General features: G+C 69.9%; 15 protein-coding genes. 9 read left to right on the top strand and 6 right to left on the bottom strand.

Annotated features, from left to right (window positions below; translation table 11 throughout):
• Positions 1 to 31: 31 nt before the first annotated feature.
• Entirely contained in the window at positions 32 to 1,024 is a 993-nt protein-coding gene (locus ABIE67_RS21270; protein WP_370259766.1) for an aldo/keto reductase, read from the bottom strand.
• 184 nt (positions 1,025 to 1,208) lie between these two features.
• Here ABIE67_RS21270 and ABIE67_RS21265 point away from each other — a divergent pair, with 184 nt between their 5' ends.
• The gene (locus ABIE67_RS21265) at positions 1,209 to 2,150 is read left to right on the top strand and encodes a nuclear transport factor 2 family protein (protein WP_370259761.1); all 942 of its coding nucleotides are present in this window, start codon (positions 1,209 to 1,211) and stop codon (positions 2,148 to 2,150) included.
• A gap of 270 nt (positions 2,151 to 2,420) precedes the next feature.
• On the opposite strand, the gene ABIE67_RS21260 is transcribed toward ABIE67_RS21265, so the two are convergent.
• Together ABIE67_RS21260 and ABIE67_RS21255 are read right to left on the bottom strand one after the other, a co-directional pair.
• Complete coding sequence (locus ABIE67_RS21260; RefSeq protein WP_370259758.1) at positions 2,421 to 3,080, bottom strand: 1,4-alpha-glucan branching protein; 660 nt, start codon at positions 3,078 to 3,080, stop codon at positions 2,421 to 2,423.
• Between the two features lie 16 nt (positions 3,081 to 3,096).
• Positions 3,097 to 3,687 (bottom strand): Uma2 family endonuclease, encoded by a 591-nt coding sequence (locus ABIE67_RS21255; protein ID WP_370259756.1) that lies wholly within the window; start codon positions 3,685 to 3,687, stop codon positions 3,097 to 3,099.
• 91 nt (positions 3,688 to 3,778) lie between these two features.
• On the opposite strand from ABIE67_RS21255, the gene ABIE67_RS21250 reads away from it, so the two are divergent.
• Positions 3,779 to 4,549: an aminoglycoside adenylyltransferase family protein gene (locus ABIE67_RS21250; RefSeq protein WP_370259753.1), complete on the top strand. Its 771-nt coding sequence runs from the start codon at positions 3,779 to 3,781 to the stop codon at positions 4,547 to 4,549.
• Here ABIE67_RS21250 and ABIE67_RS21245 read toward each other — a convergent pair.
• The gene (locus ABIE67_RS21245; protein WP_370259750.1) at positions 4,537 to 5,217 is read right to left on the bottom strand and encodes an SGNH/GDSL hydrolase family protein; all 681 of its coding nucleotides are present in this window, start codon (positions 5,215 to 5,217) and stop codon (positions 4,537 to 4,539) included. The genes ABIE67_RS21250 and ABIE67_RS21245 overlap by 13 nt on opposite strands.
• Positions 5,218 to 5,372: 155 nt before the next feature.
• Here ABIE67_RS21245 and ABIE67_RS21240 point away from each other — a divergent pair, with 155 nt between their 5' ends.
• The 3 genes from ABIE67_RS21240 to ABIE67_RS21230 all read left to right on the top strand — a co-directional run bounded on the left by ABIE67_RS21240 (position 5,373) and on the right by ABIE67_RS21230 (position 7,654).
• Entirely contained in the window at positions 5,373 to 6,359 is a 987-nt protein-coding gene (locus ABIE67_RS21240) for a WD40 repeat domain-containing protein (RefSeq protein WP_370259746.1), read from the top strand.
• A 117-nt stretch (positions 6,360 to 6,476) separates the two neighbouring features.
• A complete protein-coding gene (locus tag ABIE67_RS21235) occupies positions 6,477 to 7,106 on the top strand; it encodes a hypothetical protein (protein WP_370259742.1) in 630 nt (209 codons plus the stop codon).
• Positions 7,103 to 7,654 (top strand): hypothetical protein, encoded by a 552-nt coding sequence (locus ABIE67_RS21230; RefSeq protein ID WP_370259738.1) that lies wholly within the window; start codon positions 7,103 to 7,105, stop codon positions 7,652 to 7,654. Before ABIE67_RS21235 ends, ABIE67_RS21230 begins: the two co-directional genes overlap by 4 nt.
• An 81-nt stretch (positions 7,655 to 7,735) precedes the next feature.
• On the opposite strand, the gene ABIE67_RS21225 is transcribed toward ABIE67_RS21230, so the two are convergent.
• Entirely contained in the window at positions 7,736 to 8,545 is an 810-nt protein-coding gene (locus ABIE67_RS21225; protein WP_370259734.1) for a TetR/AcrR family transcriptional regulator, read from the bottom strand.
• Between the two features lie 88 nt (positions 8,546 to 8,633).
• On the opposite strand from ABIE67_RS21225, the gene ABIE67_RS21220 reads away from it, so the two are divergent.
• From ABIE67_RS21220 to ABIE67_RS21205, 4 genes are all read left to right on the top strand, one after another.
• Complete coding sequence (locus tag ABIE67_RS21220) at positions 8,634 to 9,632, top strand: ATP-binding cassette domain-containing protein (protein ID WP_370259730.1); 999 nt, start codon at positions 8,634 to 8,636, stop codon at positions 9,630 to 9,632.
• Complete coding sequence (locus tag ABIE67_RS21215) at positions 9,629 to 10,456, top strand: ABC transporter permease (RefSeq protein ID WP_370259725.1); 828 nt, start codon at positions 9,629 to 9,631, stop codon at positions 10,454 to 10,456. The genes ABIE67_RS21220 and ABIE67_RS21215 overlap by 4 nt, the downstream gene beginning before the upstream one ends.
• 125 nt (positions 10,457 to 10,581) lie before the next feature.
• The gene (locus ABIE67_RS21210) at positions 10,582 to 12,156 is read left to right on the top strand and encodes a cellulase family glycosylhydrolase (RefSeq protein ID WP_370259723.1); all 1,575 of its coding nucleotides are present in this window, start codon (positions 10,582 to 10,584) and stop codon (positions 12,154 to 12,156) included.
• A 118-nt stretch (positions 12,157 to 12,274) separates the two neighbouring features.
• On the top strand, positions 12,275 to 13,048 hold the full coding sequence (locus ABIE67_RS21205) for an MBL fold metallo-hydrolase (RefSeq protein WP_370259721.1): 774 nt from the start codon (positions 12,275 to 12,277) through the stop codon (positions 13,046 to 13,048).
• Between the two features lie 101 nt (positions 13,049 to 13,149).
• Here ABIE67_RS21205 and serC read toward each other — a convergent pair whose 3' ends face one another.
• Positions 13,150 to 14,268, bottom strand: a complete 1,119-nt coding sequence (gene serC, locus ABIE67_RS21200) for a phosphoserine transaminase (protein WP_370259719.1) — start codon at positions 14,266 to 14,268, stop codon at positions 13,150 to 13,152.
• Positions 14,269 to 14,435: the final 167 nt, after the last annotated feature.

The raw sequence follows: 14,435 nt of genomic DNA, 5'->3' as shown, positions 1-14,435 counted from the left end.
CAGGTCTTGCGACGAGCTGGATGAACCGGCCTTACCAGGCGAAGGCTTCCGGAGACGGCCCCGGGCCCGGGAAGATCTCGTCCAGCCCCGCCAGCAGCTCCTCGCCGAGCTCCAGCTCGGCGGCCCGCAGGGCGGATTCGAGCTGCTCCGCCGTGCGCGGGCCGACGATCGGGCCGGTCACGCCGGGGCGGGTGAGCAGCCAGGCCAGGGCGGCCTCGCCGGGCTCCAGGCCGTGCTTGTCGAGCAGGTCCTCGTACGCCTGGACCTGCGTACGGACGGCCGGGTCGTTGAGGGAGTCGGCGGCCCGTCCGGAGGTGCGGCGGCCGCCCTCGGCCTGCTTCTTGAGGACCCCGCCCAGCAGCCCGCCGTGCAGCGGCGACCACGGGATGACGCCGAGCCCGTACTCCTGCGCGGCCGGGATCACCTCCATCTCGGCGCGGCGCTCGGCGAGGTTGTAGAGGCACTGCTCGCTGACGAGGCCGATGGTGCCGCCGCGGCGGGCGGCGATCTCGTTGGCCTGGGCGATCTTGTAGCCCGGGAAGTTGGAGGACCCGGCGTACAGGATCTTCCCCTGCTGGACCAGCACGTCGATGGCCTGCCAGATCTCCTCGAACGGAGTGTCCCGGTCGATGTGGTGGAACTGGTAGACGTCGATGTGGTCGGTCTGCAGCCGCTTGAGCGACGCGTCGACGGCGCGCCGGATGTTCACCGCCGACAGCTTGTCGTGGTTGGGCCACGCCGGGCCGTCGGCGCCCATATTGCCGTAGACCTTGGTGGCGAGGACGACCTTGTCGCGCCGCTCACCGCCCTTGGCGAACCAGTTGCCGATGATGCTTTCGGTACGGCCCTTGTTCTCGCCCCAGCCGTAGACGTTGGCCGTGTCGAAGAAGTTGATGCCTGCGTCCAGCGCCGCGTCCATGATCGCGTGGCTGTCGGCCTCGTCGGTCTGCGGACCGAAGTTCATGGTGCCGAGGACGAGCCGGCTGACCTTGAGTCCCGTGCGTCCGAGCTGCGTGTACTTCATGGTTCGCACGCTAGTCGCGTGGAGTGCGCTCTAGGCAAGCGCCTTGATCCACCTGAGCACCTTGCTCCACGTGAGCGCCTTGATCCGCGTGAGCATCCTGATCCTTGACGCTAACTGTTGGTTAGTGCTTTCCTGTGGTGAGCAACAGCTTGAAATTTCAATAAGCTTGATAGGGAGCAGCATCGTGACCCCCACCACTCCTGCCCGCCGGGCCCTCGTCGCCGTGTTCGCCGTGGCCGCCCTCGCCGTTCCTCTCGCCGCCGCGCCCGCGATCGCGGCCACGCCGGGCGCCGCCGCACCGCACGTCGGGTACGGCGAGTACGGCGATCAGGCGCGCCTCGCCTATCAGAAGTACGTCGCTGTCCGGGTCCTGAAGGGCGTGTTCGAGCGGGGTGACACCGGAGTCGTCGACCGTCATGTCCGGCCGGACTACATCCAGCACAACCCGCTGGCGCCCGATGGCGCAGAGACGCTGAAGAACCTCGGCAAGGCCATCCACCAGCAGTTCCCGGACGCCGAGTACGACGTCAAGCGGGTCATCTCCGAGGGCGACCTGGTGCTGGTGCACTCGAACGTGGTGATGACACCGGGCACGCGCGGACAGGCCGTCTTCGACATCTTCCGCTTCCAGGGCGGGAAGATCGCCGAGCACTGGGACGTGGGCCAGAACGTGCCGGAGGGCTCCGCCAACGGGAACGACATGTTCTCGACGGTGAGTTGGCCGCGGACGGAGCAGCCGGGGGCGCCGTGGCTGACCGCGTACAACAAGCGGCTCGTTACGAAGGCCTTCGACCAGCTGATCGTGCGGAAGGATCTGTCCGCGCTTGACCGGTACTGGGGGGCTGAGTACCACCAGCACAATCCGAGCATCGCGGACGGGGTGGCGGGCGTGAGGGCGGGGCTCGGGGGGTACTTCGAGGCGTTTCCGCAGCTGACGGTGACGCCTAAGCGGGTGATCGCCGAGGGTGACCTGGTCGCGGTGCACAGTCACTACGTGAACGCGCCGGGGGAGCGGGGGCAGGCGGTGGTGGATCTGTTCCGGGTGCGGGGCGGGAAGATCGTGGAGCACTGGGATGTGCTCCAGGATGTGCCGGGCTCGTCCGCGAATGACAACGGGATGTTCTAGGAGCGGGAGTTGAGGAAGGTCGTCCAGGTGGTGGGGGTTACTGGACGGCTGGGGTGGTGGGGCCCTTGACCCGGGCCGCTCCAGCACGGGTGAGAAGCGAGCGAGCGGCCCGGAAGGGCGGGGGCCCGGGCAGCAGTTGGCGGTACGGGTCGACTGGGTCGTGGGCCGGGGTGCAGGGTGCGCGGCGCGGTCGCGTCTCGCAGGCACGCCGGGTCGGCTCGGCGGCTTGCGGCCGGTGGGTGGCTCGGGTGTGGCGGCGGGGTGGAGCTGTCAGAGCTGGGGTGCGGCCGGGTGCAGCGTCGCGAACACGGCGCGGGCGCGGGTGTCGTCCGGGGACTGCCAGGCGCCGATGACGTGACCGGTGGCGCCAGGGGGAGCGGTGTCCGGGGCGGTGGGCCGCAGGACGCGGTGCATACGGAGCGTGGTGCCGCCGGGGGCGGGCAGTTCCGTGCCGTCCTGGTCGTCGGTGGCTTTGACGAGCCCGTCCCAGGAGGGGAGGCCGTCGCCGGTGTAGGAGTGGGTGACCTCATGGTCGGGGGTGTCGGTGAGGCTCTGGGCCTGGGCCTGGACGCGGCCCTCGAACAGGGCCAGCAACTGGGCGACCAGCACCGGGTCGTGGGCGCCGTCGTAGGCCCAACGGGATCCCAGTACGCCGTGCTCCATGGTGCCGACGAGGGCGTGCTCCGCGTCGTCGAGGGGGGCGCCTCGGTAGGTGAGCGGCACGAGGTAGTGGACCGGGTCGGGGCCGGAGGCGTCCGTGGCCACCATGAACTCGATGCCGACCTCGCCCGCCGGGTCGTCGAGCCGGAAGCCGCCGGTCCTGGTCAATGCCGGGGCGCCGGTGCCGACGTACCAGGGGCGGGTGGGGAGCCAGGAGGTGAGCAGTTCCAACTTGGTCGGTTTGAGGGTGGTGTTGTGGATGATCGCCATGCCCCACAGCCTCTCATCAGTCGCGGGGGAACTCCTCGGTTTTCAGGGTGAGGCCGAGGGGGGTGGTGGCCATGTCGACGTCTCCGCCGTATGTGACGGACGTGTCGCTCACGTAGTCGCCGTCCTTGGGCTGGGTGAAGAGGCGGCACTTGCCCGTGTACGGGTCAGCGATGAGATAGACGGGGACTTCGGCGAGGGCGTACGCGGTCTTCTTGGGGCCGTAGTCGTTCTTGGCCGTGTCCGTGGAGATGACCTCGGCGATGAACTCGACGTCCTCGTGGCGCCAGCGGCCTTCGGCGTTCTTCTGGGCACCGTCGCGCAGCTTCGCCACGTCCGGGGCGAGGCCGTTCTTGCGACCGGGGAAGTCGATGCGGACATCCGAGAACACCTTCGCGCGCCTGCCAAAGCGGTCCTCAAGAGCCCAGATAATCGCCCGAATGGTCTCCCAGTGGATGTCCCGCTGCGGCGACATGTAGATGGTCCCCTCGACGATCTCGACCTTGTATCCCTCGGGGACGGGCATCTTCTCGAGCCGCTCGAACATCTCGTCGAGCCAGTATGTGTCGTCGCTCTGGGCCATCGCGATCCTGTCTTCAAGGACGGTCATCGTGGCGCTCCTCCCCGGCTGTCTCATGGACGAGTGCAGCCGCGCAGTACAACGATACGCACAGTGACCGCGACCCGGAGAGGAAGCTCACATGCCAGCCCCCGACGCCCGGCACCTCCTCCTCCCTCTCCTCCACCGCACCCTCCCCGACACCGTCCTCGGCATCTACCTCCACGGCTCCGCCACCCTCGGCGGCCTCCGCCTCCACAGCGACCTCGACCTCCTGGTCGTCGTCAGCCGCCCCACGACCCGCCCCCAACGCCGGGCGCTGGTCGAGGAGTTGATGAAGGTGTCCGGACCGCCCGGTCAGCGGAGCCGCCGCCCCGTCGAGCTCATCGTCGTCGTACAGGACGACGTACGGCCCTGGCGCTACCCGCCCACCTGCGACTTCCTGTACGGCGAATGGCTGCGGGAGGAGTACGAGCGCGGAGTCACCCCCGCGCCCGAGCCCAGCCCCGACCTCGCCCCGCTCCTCACCATGGTGCTGCTCGCGGACGCCCCGCTGTACGGGCCGCCGCCCGCCGACCTCCTCGCCCCCGTCCCGCACGCGGACCTGCGGCGCGCGATCGTCGCCGGAGTTCCGGGGCTGACGGGCGACTTGGACACCGACACCCGCAACGTCCTGCTCACCCTGGCCCGGATCTGGACCACCCTCGCCACGGGGGCCATCCGTTCCAAGGACGCCGCCGCCGACTGGGCCCTCCCGAGGCTCCCCGCCGAACACCGGCCCGTCCTGGCGCACGCCCGCGCGGTCTATCTCGGCGACGAGGCCGAGCGCTGGGACGGCACGTTGCTCTCCGGGGTCCGCCCGTGCGCCGAGTTCCTCGTGCGGGCGATCGAGGACGAGGCTCAGGCGGCGTAGGGCTCGCCCAAATCCCACGCCTGGTACATCGCCTCCGCGAACGCCGCCGCGATCTTGTGCTCGCCGCTTGCGTTCGGGTGCGTGCCGTCGTACGTGTCGAGGTGGATGTCGTACGACGGGGGCGGCGATGCCAGCAGCAGGGGTGAGCGGGGCTCGTCCAGGTCGGCGATCGCCTTCGCGAGGAGTTCGTTGAAGCGGGCGACCTCGGCGGCGAAGGCCGGCTCCGTCTCGGCGCGGACGTTCGGGATCACCGGCAGCACGGCGATCCGCACCCTGGGGTCCGCCGAGCGCGCCTCGGCCACGAAGGCCCGTACGTTCTCCGCCGTCTGCTCGGCGTTCGTGTAGAACCCGAGGTCGATCAGGCCCAGCGACACCAGCAGCACGTTCGCCCGGCACGTCCGCACCGCCTCGCCGATCAGCGGTGCCATGTGGAGCCAGCCCTCGCCCCAGCCGGCCAGGTGGGCGCGGGGGAAGGCCGGGTCGGGGTCGGCGTACTCGTACGACGTGGGGGCGTCCAGGTCCTTGTCGTAGAGCGTCTCGCGCGGGCCGACGAGGGCGAAGGGGCCGCCGTACGTCTCACGCAGGTGCTGCCACATGCGGTAGCGCCACGTGTGTTCGCCGGCGCTGCCGATGGTCTGGGAGTCGCCGACGGGCATGAACCTGAGCATCCGCTCATGATGGACGATCGCTACCTGGCGGTAAGGGCAGGCGGGGTGTGAAGCCTGACACGCCGACGTCCGTCACCGTCCGGGCAGCCACCCCCTGCCGACACCCTCTCCCGGCCCGGCCTCCGAATCATCAGGCCGGATGGCAGGCTTGGGTCATGCGCCGACCGATCGCCCTTCTCGCCGGACTCCTGCTCGCGGGTGCCTGCGCCCTGCCCGCCTCCGCCGCCGACGGGGACGGCAAGGGCACCGAGGACTTCACGATCAAGGACCCGCGCATCACCGAGTCCAGCGGCCTCGCCGCCTCGCGCCTGCACCCCGGCATCTACTGGACGCACAACGACCAGGACGAGGGCGCCTACCTCTACGCCGTCGACAGCGCCACCGGTGAGACCGTCGCCCGGATCACCATGACCGGCGTCGGTACACCGCGCGACGTGGAGGCGATCTCCATCGGGCCGAACAACGAGATCTGGGTCGGCGACATCGGCGACAACGACGGTGTGCAGTGGCCTTACGTCTGGATCTACCGCCTCCCCGAGCCCAAGACGCTCAAGGACCAGACGATCCGTGCCACGCAGTACGTGGTGAAGTACTCCGACGGCTCCCGCGACGCCGAGTCGCTGGTCGTGCACCCCAGGACCGGGCGCGTCTACATCATCGACAAGCAGGAGGACGGCGGCCACCTGTACGAGGGCCCGGCCCAGCTGTCCCCTTCCGGCACGAACGTCTTCAAGCCCACCGTCCCCGTCGACATGTGGGCCACCGACGCCGCCTTCTCCCCGGACGGCAAGACCCTCGCCGTACGCGGCTACTTCGGCGGCATCGCCTACGACTGGAACGGCGGCGAGATCAAGCGGCTGGAACGCATCAGCGTCCCCCTCGGCCAGGGCGAGTCCGCCAGCTACTCGACCGACGGCACCAAGCTCATGCTCGGCAGCGAGGGCGTCGGCAGCGCGGTGGTGGCCGAGGACGCCCCCGGCGCCGCCGGCTCCTCCGACTCGTCCTCCGGCAGCGGCAGTTCGGGCTCGTCCGACGACGGCGGCGACGGCGACAGGACCGGAGACCTCAAGGTCGGCGCCATCGCCGTACTCGTCGGCTGTGTGGTCGTCTTCGGGTTCCGACGACTGTTGCGGAGGGGATGAGGGGAGATCGCGCAGGTTCGCGAGCAGGCCAGTGGGCCCTGCCGCGGTCCTTGATAGCTTCACCCGGGCCCAGCCCGCCGATTCCGCGATCTTGTACGAAGGACCATCCCGCTCCGCATGGACAACCCGCCCGTGCCGCCCGACGTCACCCGGGTGCTCAAGCACAACCGCACGCTGCTGTACCGGCACACAGCCGCCCGCCTCGCGCTCGCCGGGGGTCTGCTCGCGGTGCCGTACGTGGCGCATCTGGCCGGGTACGAGGCCGCCCTGCCCGCGTTCGCCGTCCCGGCCGCCCTCTTCGTGCTGATCTTCCTCGCGCTCCGGCTGGGGCGCGGGTCTCGGCTGAAGGTGTGCGAGAAGGTGCTGCACACCTATCCCCTGGAGTACCGCACGCGGGTGGCCAAGAAGGGCTCCGAGTGGAAGTACATGGGCGATGTGCACACTGTCCGACTCTCGGTGCGCGGGCAGCACGGCGCCCCCTCACTGCGTGCGGTCAACGCCTCGACGGTGCGCCGCTGGCCCAAGGAGGCCGAGGAGGGCGGCGCCTGGTTCGCCGGTGACGCGGCCTTCGGTGGCGTGCTGGTCGTGCCGGGGAGCAACGCCATGTTCTTCGTGCAGCCGACGCCCTGGGCGAAGTACGAGCAGGAGCGCGCGCAGGCGGACCCGCAGCGAAGGGCTCTTGCCGAACGGGCCGGTGTCTCCCGGCTGTTGGAACGCAGGGAGCCGAGCGGAATGGTGGTCGGATGAAGCGCGTCCTCGGCTGGGTGTGCGGCGTCCTCCTCGCCCTCGTCACCGGCTTCTGGTTCGTCACCGCGACCGCCGACATGGCCCTGTCCGCCGGCCTCTACGGCACCCCGGGCACGTACAAGGTGGAGCGCTGCTACGACACCGACGTGAACGGTAAGCACTCCGCCTACGACTGCCACGGGGACTTCACGCCCGACGGCGGAACCGCCGCCGACGCCGAGTACGTGCCCCTTGAGGACACCGGACGCGACTACCCGGACGGCACCGAGTTCGACGCGCGGCTAGGTATCGAGCCGGAGACGCTCCAGCGGGTCGGGTTCCGGGGAGTCGTCGGCGAGCTCTGGCAGGTCTCGATCTGCGTGGCCGTCCTCGCCGTGCTCGCGTACCAGGCGATCAAGCCGCACGGGGCGGACCGACGCCGCGAGGACCACCGCCGGGAGCCCTCGCGGCGCCAGAGGGTGGTCGACCGGGTGGGGTACGCGGTCCTGGTCGCCGTACCCGTGGGACTGCTGAGCTGGATCGCCATGGTCGCGGAGCCGACGCCGTAGTAGCCCGGTAGCAGTCGGCAGTCGGCAGTCGGCAGTCAGCAGGTCAGCAGGCAGTCGGTAGGCGGCCGGCACGGGCAGTGCTCATGGCTCCCCGGCGGCATCCTCCGTTTCGCCGCCCGCCTCCGCGCGCCGCGCGACGAAGACCTCCAGCCCGTCCAGGATCCGCTGCAACCCGAACTCGAAGTGGTCGAAGTCGGGGCCCCAGGTGTCCTCGTCGAGGGCCGCGAGGAGCGGGTAGCGGCCGGAGGACATGATCTTCTCCAGCATCGGGGTCTGGGCCTGCCAGAACTCCGTGTCCGTCAGGCCCGTCCGGCGCTCCGCCTCCTGCGCGTACAGCTGGGTGCGCGCGGCTCCGACGACGTATCCGTCGATCATGATGATCGCCGAGACCAGCTCGGGGTCGGTCAGGCCCATCGGCTTGATGCGGTCGAGCACCTTCTCCATGCCGTCGAGGGCGCTCGGGCCGAGGATGGGGCGGGACTGGTTGACCTGGAGCAGCCAGGGGTGGCGGCGGTAGAGGTCGAGGGTCGCGCGGCCCAGGGCCTCCAGCGCCGAGCGCCAGCTGCCGTCGCCGAGGTCGGCCGGGTTCTCGGAGGGGCGCTGGACGCGGTCCAGCATCAGGTCGAGCAGCTCGGCCTTGCCGGGGAGGTAGCGGTACAGCGACATCGTGCCGGTGCCCAGCTCGGCGGAGACCCGGCGCATGGACACCGACTCCAGCCCCTCCGCGTCCGCCACCCGGACGGCCGCTTCCACGATCTGGTCCAGCGTCAGGGCCGGCTTGGGTCCGCGACTGGGCCGTCGGCCCGTCTCCCACAGGAGTTCCAGGGTGCGGACGATATCGCCGCTGCCACTGGTCTCCGTACCGCCGGTGCTGCCCTTGCCGCTCGTCATGCACTTCAGCTTAAGTCCTTCCGAAAAAACTGGGTACACCGTACGCGCAATCGGGTACGGTGTACCCAATTAAGGAGAGGGGGACCTCATGGGCGAGGGAAGCGTCGGGAACGACGGATACGCGGTGCGGGCCGAAGGACTGGAGAAGCGCTACGGCGAGAAGCGCGCCCTCGACGGCTTCGACCTGGCCGTCCGCGAGGGTACGGTGCACGGCCTGCTCGGTCCGAACGGCGCGGGCAAGACCACCGCCGTCCGCATCCTGTCCACGCTGATCAAGCTGGACGGCGGCCGGGCGACGGTGGCCGGTCTGGACGTGGCCCGCCGGCCCCGCGAGGTGCGGGCGCGGATCGGGCTCACCGGCCAGTACGCGGCCGTGGACGAGGTGCTGACCGGCCGCCAGAACCTGGAGATGTTCGGCAGGCTCTTCCACCTGGGCGGCAAGCGGGCCAAGCTGCGCGCCACCGAACTGCTGGACCAGTTCGACCTGACCGACGCCGCCGACCGGGGCGTCGGCAAGTACAGCGGCGGTATGCGGCGCCGCCTCGACCTCGCCGCCTCGATGATCCTCGCCCCGGCCGTCCTCTTCCTCGACGAGCCGACGACGGGACTCGACCCCCGCAGCCGGGGTGAGGTCTGGGAGTCGGTGCGGGCGTTGGTCGCGAGCGGCACGACCGTACTGCTGACCACGCAGTATCTGGAGGAGGCCGACAAGCTGGCCTCGCAGATCACCGTCATCGACCAGGGCCGGGCCATCGCCGACGACACCCCGGACGGGCTGAAGAACCTCGTCGGCGGCGACCGTATCGAGGTCGTGGTCGCCGAGCGGTCCGACATCCCGCGCGTGGTGAAGGTGGTCGCCCGGGTCTCGGACGGCGAACCCGAGGCCACTGAGGAGGAGTTGCGCGTGCACGCCCCGGTCACCGACCGGGTGTCCGCGCTGACCGAGGTGGCGCGGACGCTGCAGGACGAGGGCGTCCAGGTCGAGGACATCGGGCTGCGCAGGCCGAGCCTCGACGACGTCTTCCTGCGCCTGACCGGACACCGCACCGAGTCCACCCCGTCAGCCAAGAAGGAGGCCGTCGCATGACCGCCGTAGACCTGACCGTCCCGGCCACGCACGGCCGCCTGTACTGGGCCCTCGCCGACGTCTGGAACGTCGTCCGCCGCGGCCTGACCCACTACCAGCGCCAACCGGTCAACATCGCCTGGCAGCTGGGCTTCCCGATCCTGTCCGTCCTGCTCTACGGCTATGTCTTCGGCAGCGCGATGAAGGTGCCCGGCGGCGGGGACTACACGGACTTCCTGATGCCGGGCATGTTCGTGATGACGATGGCGTTCGGGTTCATCAACACCGCCACCCTCGTCGTCTACGACTCGACGAAGGGCGTCATCGACCGCTTCCGCTCCATGCCGATGGCCTCCTCCGCGGTGGTCGCCGGGCGCGGGATCACCGATCTGCTCGCCGCCTGCGCCGAGTTGGCGATCATGATGCTGACGGCCTTCGCGATGGGCTGGCGCCCGGACGGCGGCCTCGGCTTCCTCGGCGCCTTCGGCCTGCTGCTGTGGCTGCGGTTCGCGCTGATCTGGATCGGGGTGTGGCTGGGCCTGCTGGTTCCCAACCCGGAGGCCGCCGGTGGCCTGTTCGCCGTCGCCTTCCCGCTCACGATGATCTCCAGCATCTTCGTCGCGCCCCAGCTGATGCCCGACTGGCTGGGCTGGGTGGCGGCCTGGAACCCGATCTCCTCCACGGCGGCGGCCGCCCGTGAGCTGTTCGGGGTGCCGGGCGCGGCGGTGGCCGGGGACTCGTGGGTCGAGCAGCACGCGCTGCTGATGGCGGGGGTGTGGCCGGTGATCCTCACGGCGATCTTCCTGCCGCTCGCGGTGCGCCGGTTCCAGAAGCTGAGCCGCTAGTGAACCGATGAATGCCGCGCACCTCCTTGACGTGCCCATGGTGCGTCAGTTTCCTGGGAGGTGCGCGGTGCATGGGAGCGCTCCCATCGTTCCGGGGCCGCGCCACCCCGAGAGGAACAAGGGACATGTTCCGCAGCTTGCGAAGAGCGCTGTGTGCGGTGGCCGCCGCGCTCCTGTTACCGCTGGGGGCCGGTGCGCAGGCCGCCCACGGGGCGAAGCCCGGCGCCGCAGGGACCGCCGTACCCACCGCCGTACAGAACGCCGACGCCGTACAGGCCGCCGAGGCCGGCGCCGGCTACTGGCACACCAGCGGCCGGCAGATCCTGGACGCGTCCGGGCAGCCGGTCCGGATCGCCGGGCTCAACTGGTTCGGCTTCGAGACCGGCAACCACGTCGTCCACGGCCTGTGGGCCCGCGACTACAAGAGCATGCTCGACCAGATGGCCTCGCTGGGCTACAACACCCTCCGTCTGCCCTTCAGCGACGACATCCTCAAGTCCGGCACGATGCCGGACAGCATCAACTTCGACGGCAAGAACGCCGACCTTCGGGGCCTGACGTCCTTGCAGGTCATGGACAAGATCGTGGCGTACGCCGGTCAGATCGGCCTGAAGATCGTCCTCGACCGGCACCGTCCCGACGCGGGGGGCCAGTCCGGGCTCTGGTACACGGCGTCGGTCCCCGAGCCGACGTGGATCGCCAACCTGAAGGCACTGGCGACGCGGTACGCCGGCAACCCGACCGTCATCGGCATCGACCTGCACAACGAGCCGCACGACCCCGCCTGCTGGGGCTGCGGCGACACGACCCGCGACTGGCGCCTGGCCGCCCAGCGGGCCGGCAACGCGGTCCTCTCCGTCAACCCGAACCTCCTCATCATGGTCGAGGGCGTCCAGTCGCACGACGGCGCCAACGGCTGGTGGGGCGGCAACCTCATGGGCGTCGCCCAGTACCCGGTGCAACTCGACGTACCGAACCGGCTGGTCTACTCCGCCCACGACTACGCCACCAGCGTGGCCCAGCAGCCCTGGTTCAGCGATCCGTCGTTCCCCGCCAACATGCCGGGCGTCTGGGACAAGTACTGGGGCTACATCTTCAAGCAGAACATCGCCCCGGTCTGGCTCGGCGAGTTCGGTACGACACTCCAGTCGACGGTGGACCAGAGGTGGCTGACCGCACTGGTGGCATACCTGCGCTCGACATCGACGTACGGCTCGGACTCGTTCCACTGGACCTTCTGGTCCTGGAACCCCAACTCCGGTGACACGGGCGGCATCCTCAAAGACGACTGGCAGACCGTGGACACCGCGAAGGACGGCTACCTGGCGAGCATCAAGGCGCCGGGCTTCCCGGCCGGCGGGGGTGGGGGTGACCCCGATCCCGACCCCGGTGGTGGCACGGCGGCGTGCAGCGCCGCCTACACCGTCAGCAGCGACTGGGGAAGCGGCTTCAACGCCGAGGTGAAGGTGACCAACACGGGCCCGACCCCGGTCAACTCCTGGAAGGTCACCTGGGCCTGGAGCGGCTCCCAGAAAGTCACGTCCATGTGGAACGCGTCGTATACGCAGAGCGGGTCGACGGTGACCGCGTCCAACGCCGCGCACAACGGGGCGGTCGCGGTGGGCGGTTCGGCGAGCTTCGGGTTCGGGGGTGCGCCTGGGGGTGGCGCGGCTCCTGCGGTGACCTGCACGGCCACATAGGAGAAGGGCGCCCGGTGAACGGTGTTCCCCGGGCGCCCCTCACGGCCGGATCACGTCCGCTCCCATGCCCCGAAAATGCCTGCTCACGACCACGGCATGGCGGCTAGTGTCCATTGGCATGCAACTGACCGTTCTCGGCGGCTGCGGGGCGTGGCCCACCGCAGTTCAGGCGTGCAGCGGCTACCTCGTCGAGTACGGGGGCTTTCGCCTGCTCATCGACCCCGGGTACGCCACGCTGCCACGCCTGCTCGACCACAACACCGTCGATTCCATTGACGCTGTGCTGATCAGCCACGGACACCCCGACCACTGCGCTGACCTCAACCCTCTCCTGCGCGCCCGAGGTCTGAGTGACACGCCACCGCCGGCACTGCCGGTATACGCACCCCACGGCGCAGTCGATGCCGTACTCGCGCTCGACAAACCGAGCATGCTCGCCGAGGCGTACCGCCTTCGCGAGTTCCAGCCCGGCGACCGGTTCGACATCGGTCCGTTCAGAACCGACACCTGGCTCCTGCCGCACTTCGTACCCAACGCCGGCATCCGACTGACCACGCCGGACGCCGTGCTCGCCTACACCGGCGACACGGGTCCGAGCCGCGACATCCTACGCGTCGCTGAAGGCGCTGACCTGCTGTTGTCGGAAGCCACGTACGTCCACGAGGTACCGGCCGCCGACGCACCGTATCTGCTGACCGCACGACTGGCCGGCCAGTACGCGAGCCAGGCGGGCGCTGCCAGGCTCATGCTCACCCACCTGTGGCCGGGGACAGATCCGAAAGCCGCACACGAAACAGCCGCGCGGACCTTCCGGCACCCGATCGACGTCGCCACCCCCGGGCTCGTCACCAACCTCGCCCATGGGAGCGGTCATACGGCTCCTGGCCGTTGATGCCGGAGGGTGACGGGAGAGCGGGTGAATGCGACGAGGGCGCCCGGTGTTCGCCGGGCGCCCTCGTCGTCGTACGGAAGCCGTCGTACCGCTGGGAAGGACTACAGCTTCTCGATCACGTAGTCGATGCACTTCGTCAGCGCCTCGACGTCCGCCGGGTCGATCGCCGGGAACATCGCGACGCGGAGCTGGTTGCGGCCGAGCTTGCGGTAGGGCTCGGTGTCGACGATGCCGTTGGCGCGCAGGACCTTGGCGACGGCGGCGGCGTCGATCTCGTCCGTGAAGTCGATCGTGCCGATGACCTGGGAGCGCTTGGCAGGGTCGGTGACGAACGGGTTGGCGTACTTGATGTCCTCGGCCCAGCCGTACAGCGTGCGGGCGGAGGTGGCCGTGCGGCGGACCGCCCAGTCGAGGCCGCCCTGGCCGTTGATCCACTCCAGCTGCTGGTTCAGCAGGAAGAGGGTGGAGAGGGCCGGGGTGTTGTACGTCTGGTTCTTGCGGGAGTTGTCGATCGCCGTGGGGAGCGAGAAGAACTCCGGGACGTGGCGGCCGGACGCGTGGATGCGCTCGGCGCGCTCGATCGCCGCCGGGGAGAAGACACCGATCCACAGGCCGCCCTCGGAGGCGAAGGACTTCTGCGGGGCGAAGTAGTAGACGTCCGTCTCGGAGACGTCGACCGGGAGGCCGCCGGCGCCCGAGGTGGCGTCGACCAGGACCAGCGCGCCCTCGTCGGCGCCGGCCACGCGCTTGATCGGCATGGCGACACCGGTGGAGGTCTCGTTGTGGGTGAAGGCGTAGACGTCGACGCCCGCCTCGGCCGCCGGCTGCGGGTGGGTGCCGGGGTCGCTGGCGATGACGGTGGGTTCGGCCAGCCAGGGGGCCAGCTTGGCGGCCTTCGCGAACTTCGAGCTGAACTCGCCGAAGTTCAGGTGCTGCGACTTGTTCTCGATCAGGCCGTGCGTCGCGACGTCCCAGAAGGCCGTCGAGCCGCCGTTGCCGAGGATGACCTCGTAGCCCTCGGGGAGCTGGAACAGCTCGCGGATGCCCTCGCGCACCTGGCCGACCAGGTTCTTGACCGGGGCCTGGCGGTGGGAGGTGCCGAGCAGGGAGGTACCGGTCGCGGCCAGCGCGTCCAGCGCTTCCGTCCGCACCTTGGAGGGGCCCGCGCCGAAACGTCCGTCGGCGGGCTTGATGTCAGCGGGAATCTGGATCTCAGCCACGGTGGGAGCGTAGCTGTTTCAGGAAACCTTGGTGAAACCTCGTCCGTCGGGTGAGACGGCGTTTCGGTGGGCGTCGGAGCGGGGGGCTGCCGCCCCCAGACCTCCGCTTCGGCCCTGAAGGGGCCTTGTCCTCAAACGCCGGACGGGCTGGAATGCCGGGCGTCGGC

This window comes from Streptomyces sp. V4I8, assembly GCF_041261225.1.
GTDB lineage: Bacteria > Actinomycetota > Actinomycetes > Streptomycetales > Streptomycetaceae > Streptomyces.
Note: the sequence above shows the minus strand (reverse complement) of the source record. Positions and strands in the feature narration are given on the sequence as shown.

What these genes read in the sequence shown, in the direction of transcription:
- ABIE67_RS21270 (WP_370259766.1), bottom strand. Translation starts at nt 1,024, where the DNA reads ATGAAGTACACGCAGCTCGGACGCACGGGACTCAAGGTCAGCCGGCTC.
- ABIE67_RS21260 (WP_370259758.1), bottom strand. Translation starts at nt 3,080, where the DNA reads ATGGCGATCATCCACAACACCACCCTCAAACCGACCAAGTTGGAACTG.
- ABIE67_RS21255 (WP_370259756.1), bottom strand. Translation starts at nt 3,687, where the DNA reads ATGACCGTCCTTGAAGACAGGATCGCGATGGCCCAGAGCGACGACACA.
- ABIE67_RS21250 (WP_370259753.1), top strand. Translation starts at nt 3,779, where the DNA reads ATGCCAGCCCCCGACGCCCGGCACCTCCTCCTCCCTCTCCTCCACCGC.
- ABIE67_RS21245 (WP_370259750.1), bottom strand. Translation starts at nt 5,217, where the DNA reads ATGCTCAGGTTCATGCCCGTCGGCGACTCCCAGACCATCGGCAGCGCC.
- ABIE67_RS21240 (WP_370259746.1), top strand. Translation starts at nt 5,373, where the DNA reads ATGCGCCGACCGATCGCCCTTCTCGCCGGACTCCTGCTCGCGGGTGCC.
- ABIE67_RS21235 (WP_370259742.1), top strand. Translation starts at nt 6,477, where the DNA reads ATGGACAACCCGCCCGTGCCGCCCGACGTCACCCGGGTGCTCAAGCAC.
- ABIE67_RS21230 (WP_370259738.1), top strand. Translation starts at nt 7,103, where the DNA reads ATGAAGCGCGTCCTCGGCTGGGTGTGCGGCGTCCTCCTCGCCCTCGTC.
- ABIE67_RS21225 (WP_370259734.1), bottom strand. Translation starts at nt 8,545, where the DNA reads ATGACGAGCGGCAAGGGCAGCACCGGCGGTACGGAGACCAGTGGCAGC.
- ABIE67_RS21220 (WP_370259730.1), top strand. Translation starts at nt 8,634, where the DNA reads ATGGGCGAGGGAAGCGTCGGGAACGACGGATACGCGGTGCGGGCCGAA.
- ABIE67_RS21215 (WP_370259725.1), top strand. Translation starts at nt 9,629, where the DNA reads ATGACCGCCGTAGACCTGACCGTCCCGGCCACGCACGGCCGCCTGTAC.
- ABIE67_RS21210 (WP_370259723.1), top strand. Translation starts at nt 10,582, where the DNA reads ATGTTCCGCAGCTTGCGAAGAGCGCTGTGTGCGGTGGCCGCCGCGCTC.
- ABIE67_RS21205 (WP_370259721.1), top strand. Translation starts at nt 12,275, where the DNA reads ATGCAACTGACCGTTCTCGGCGGCTGCGGGGCGTGGCCCACCGCAGTT.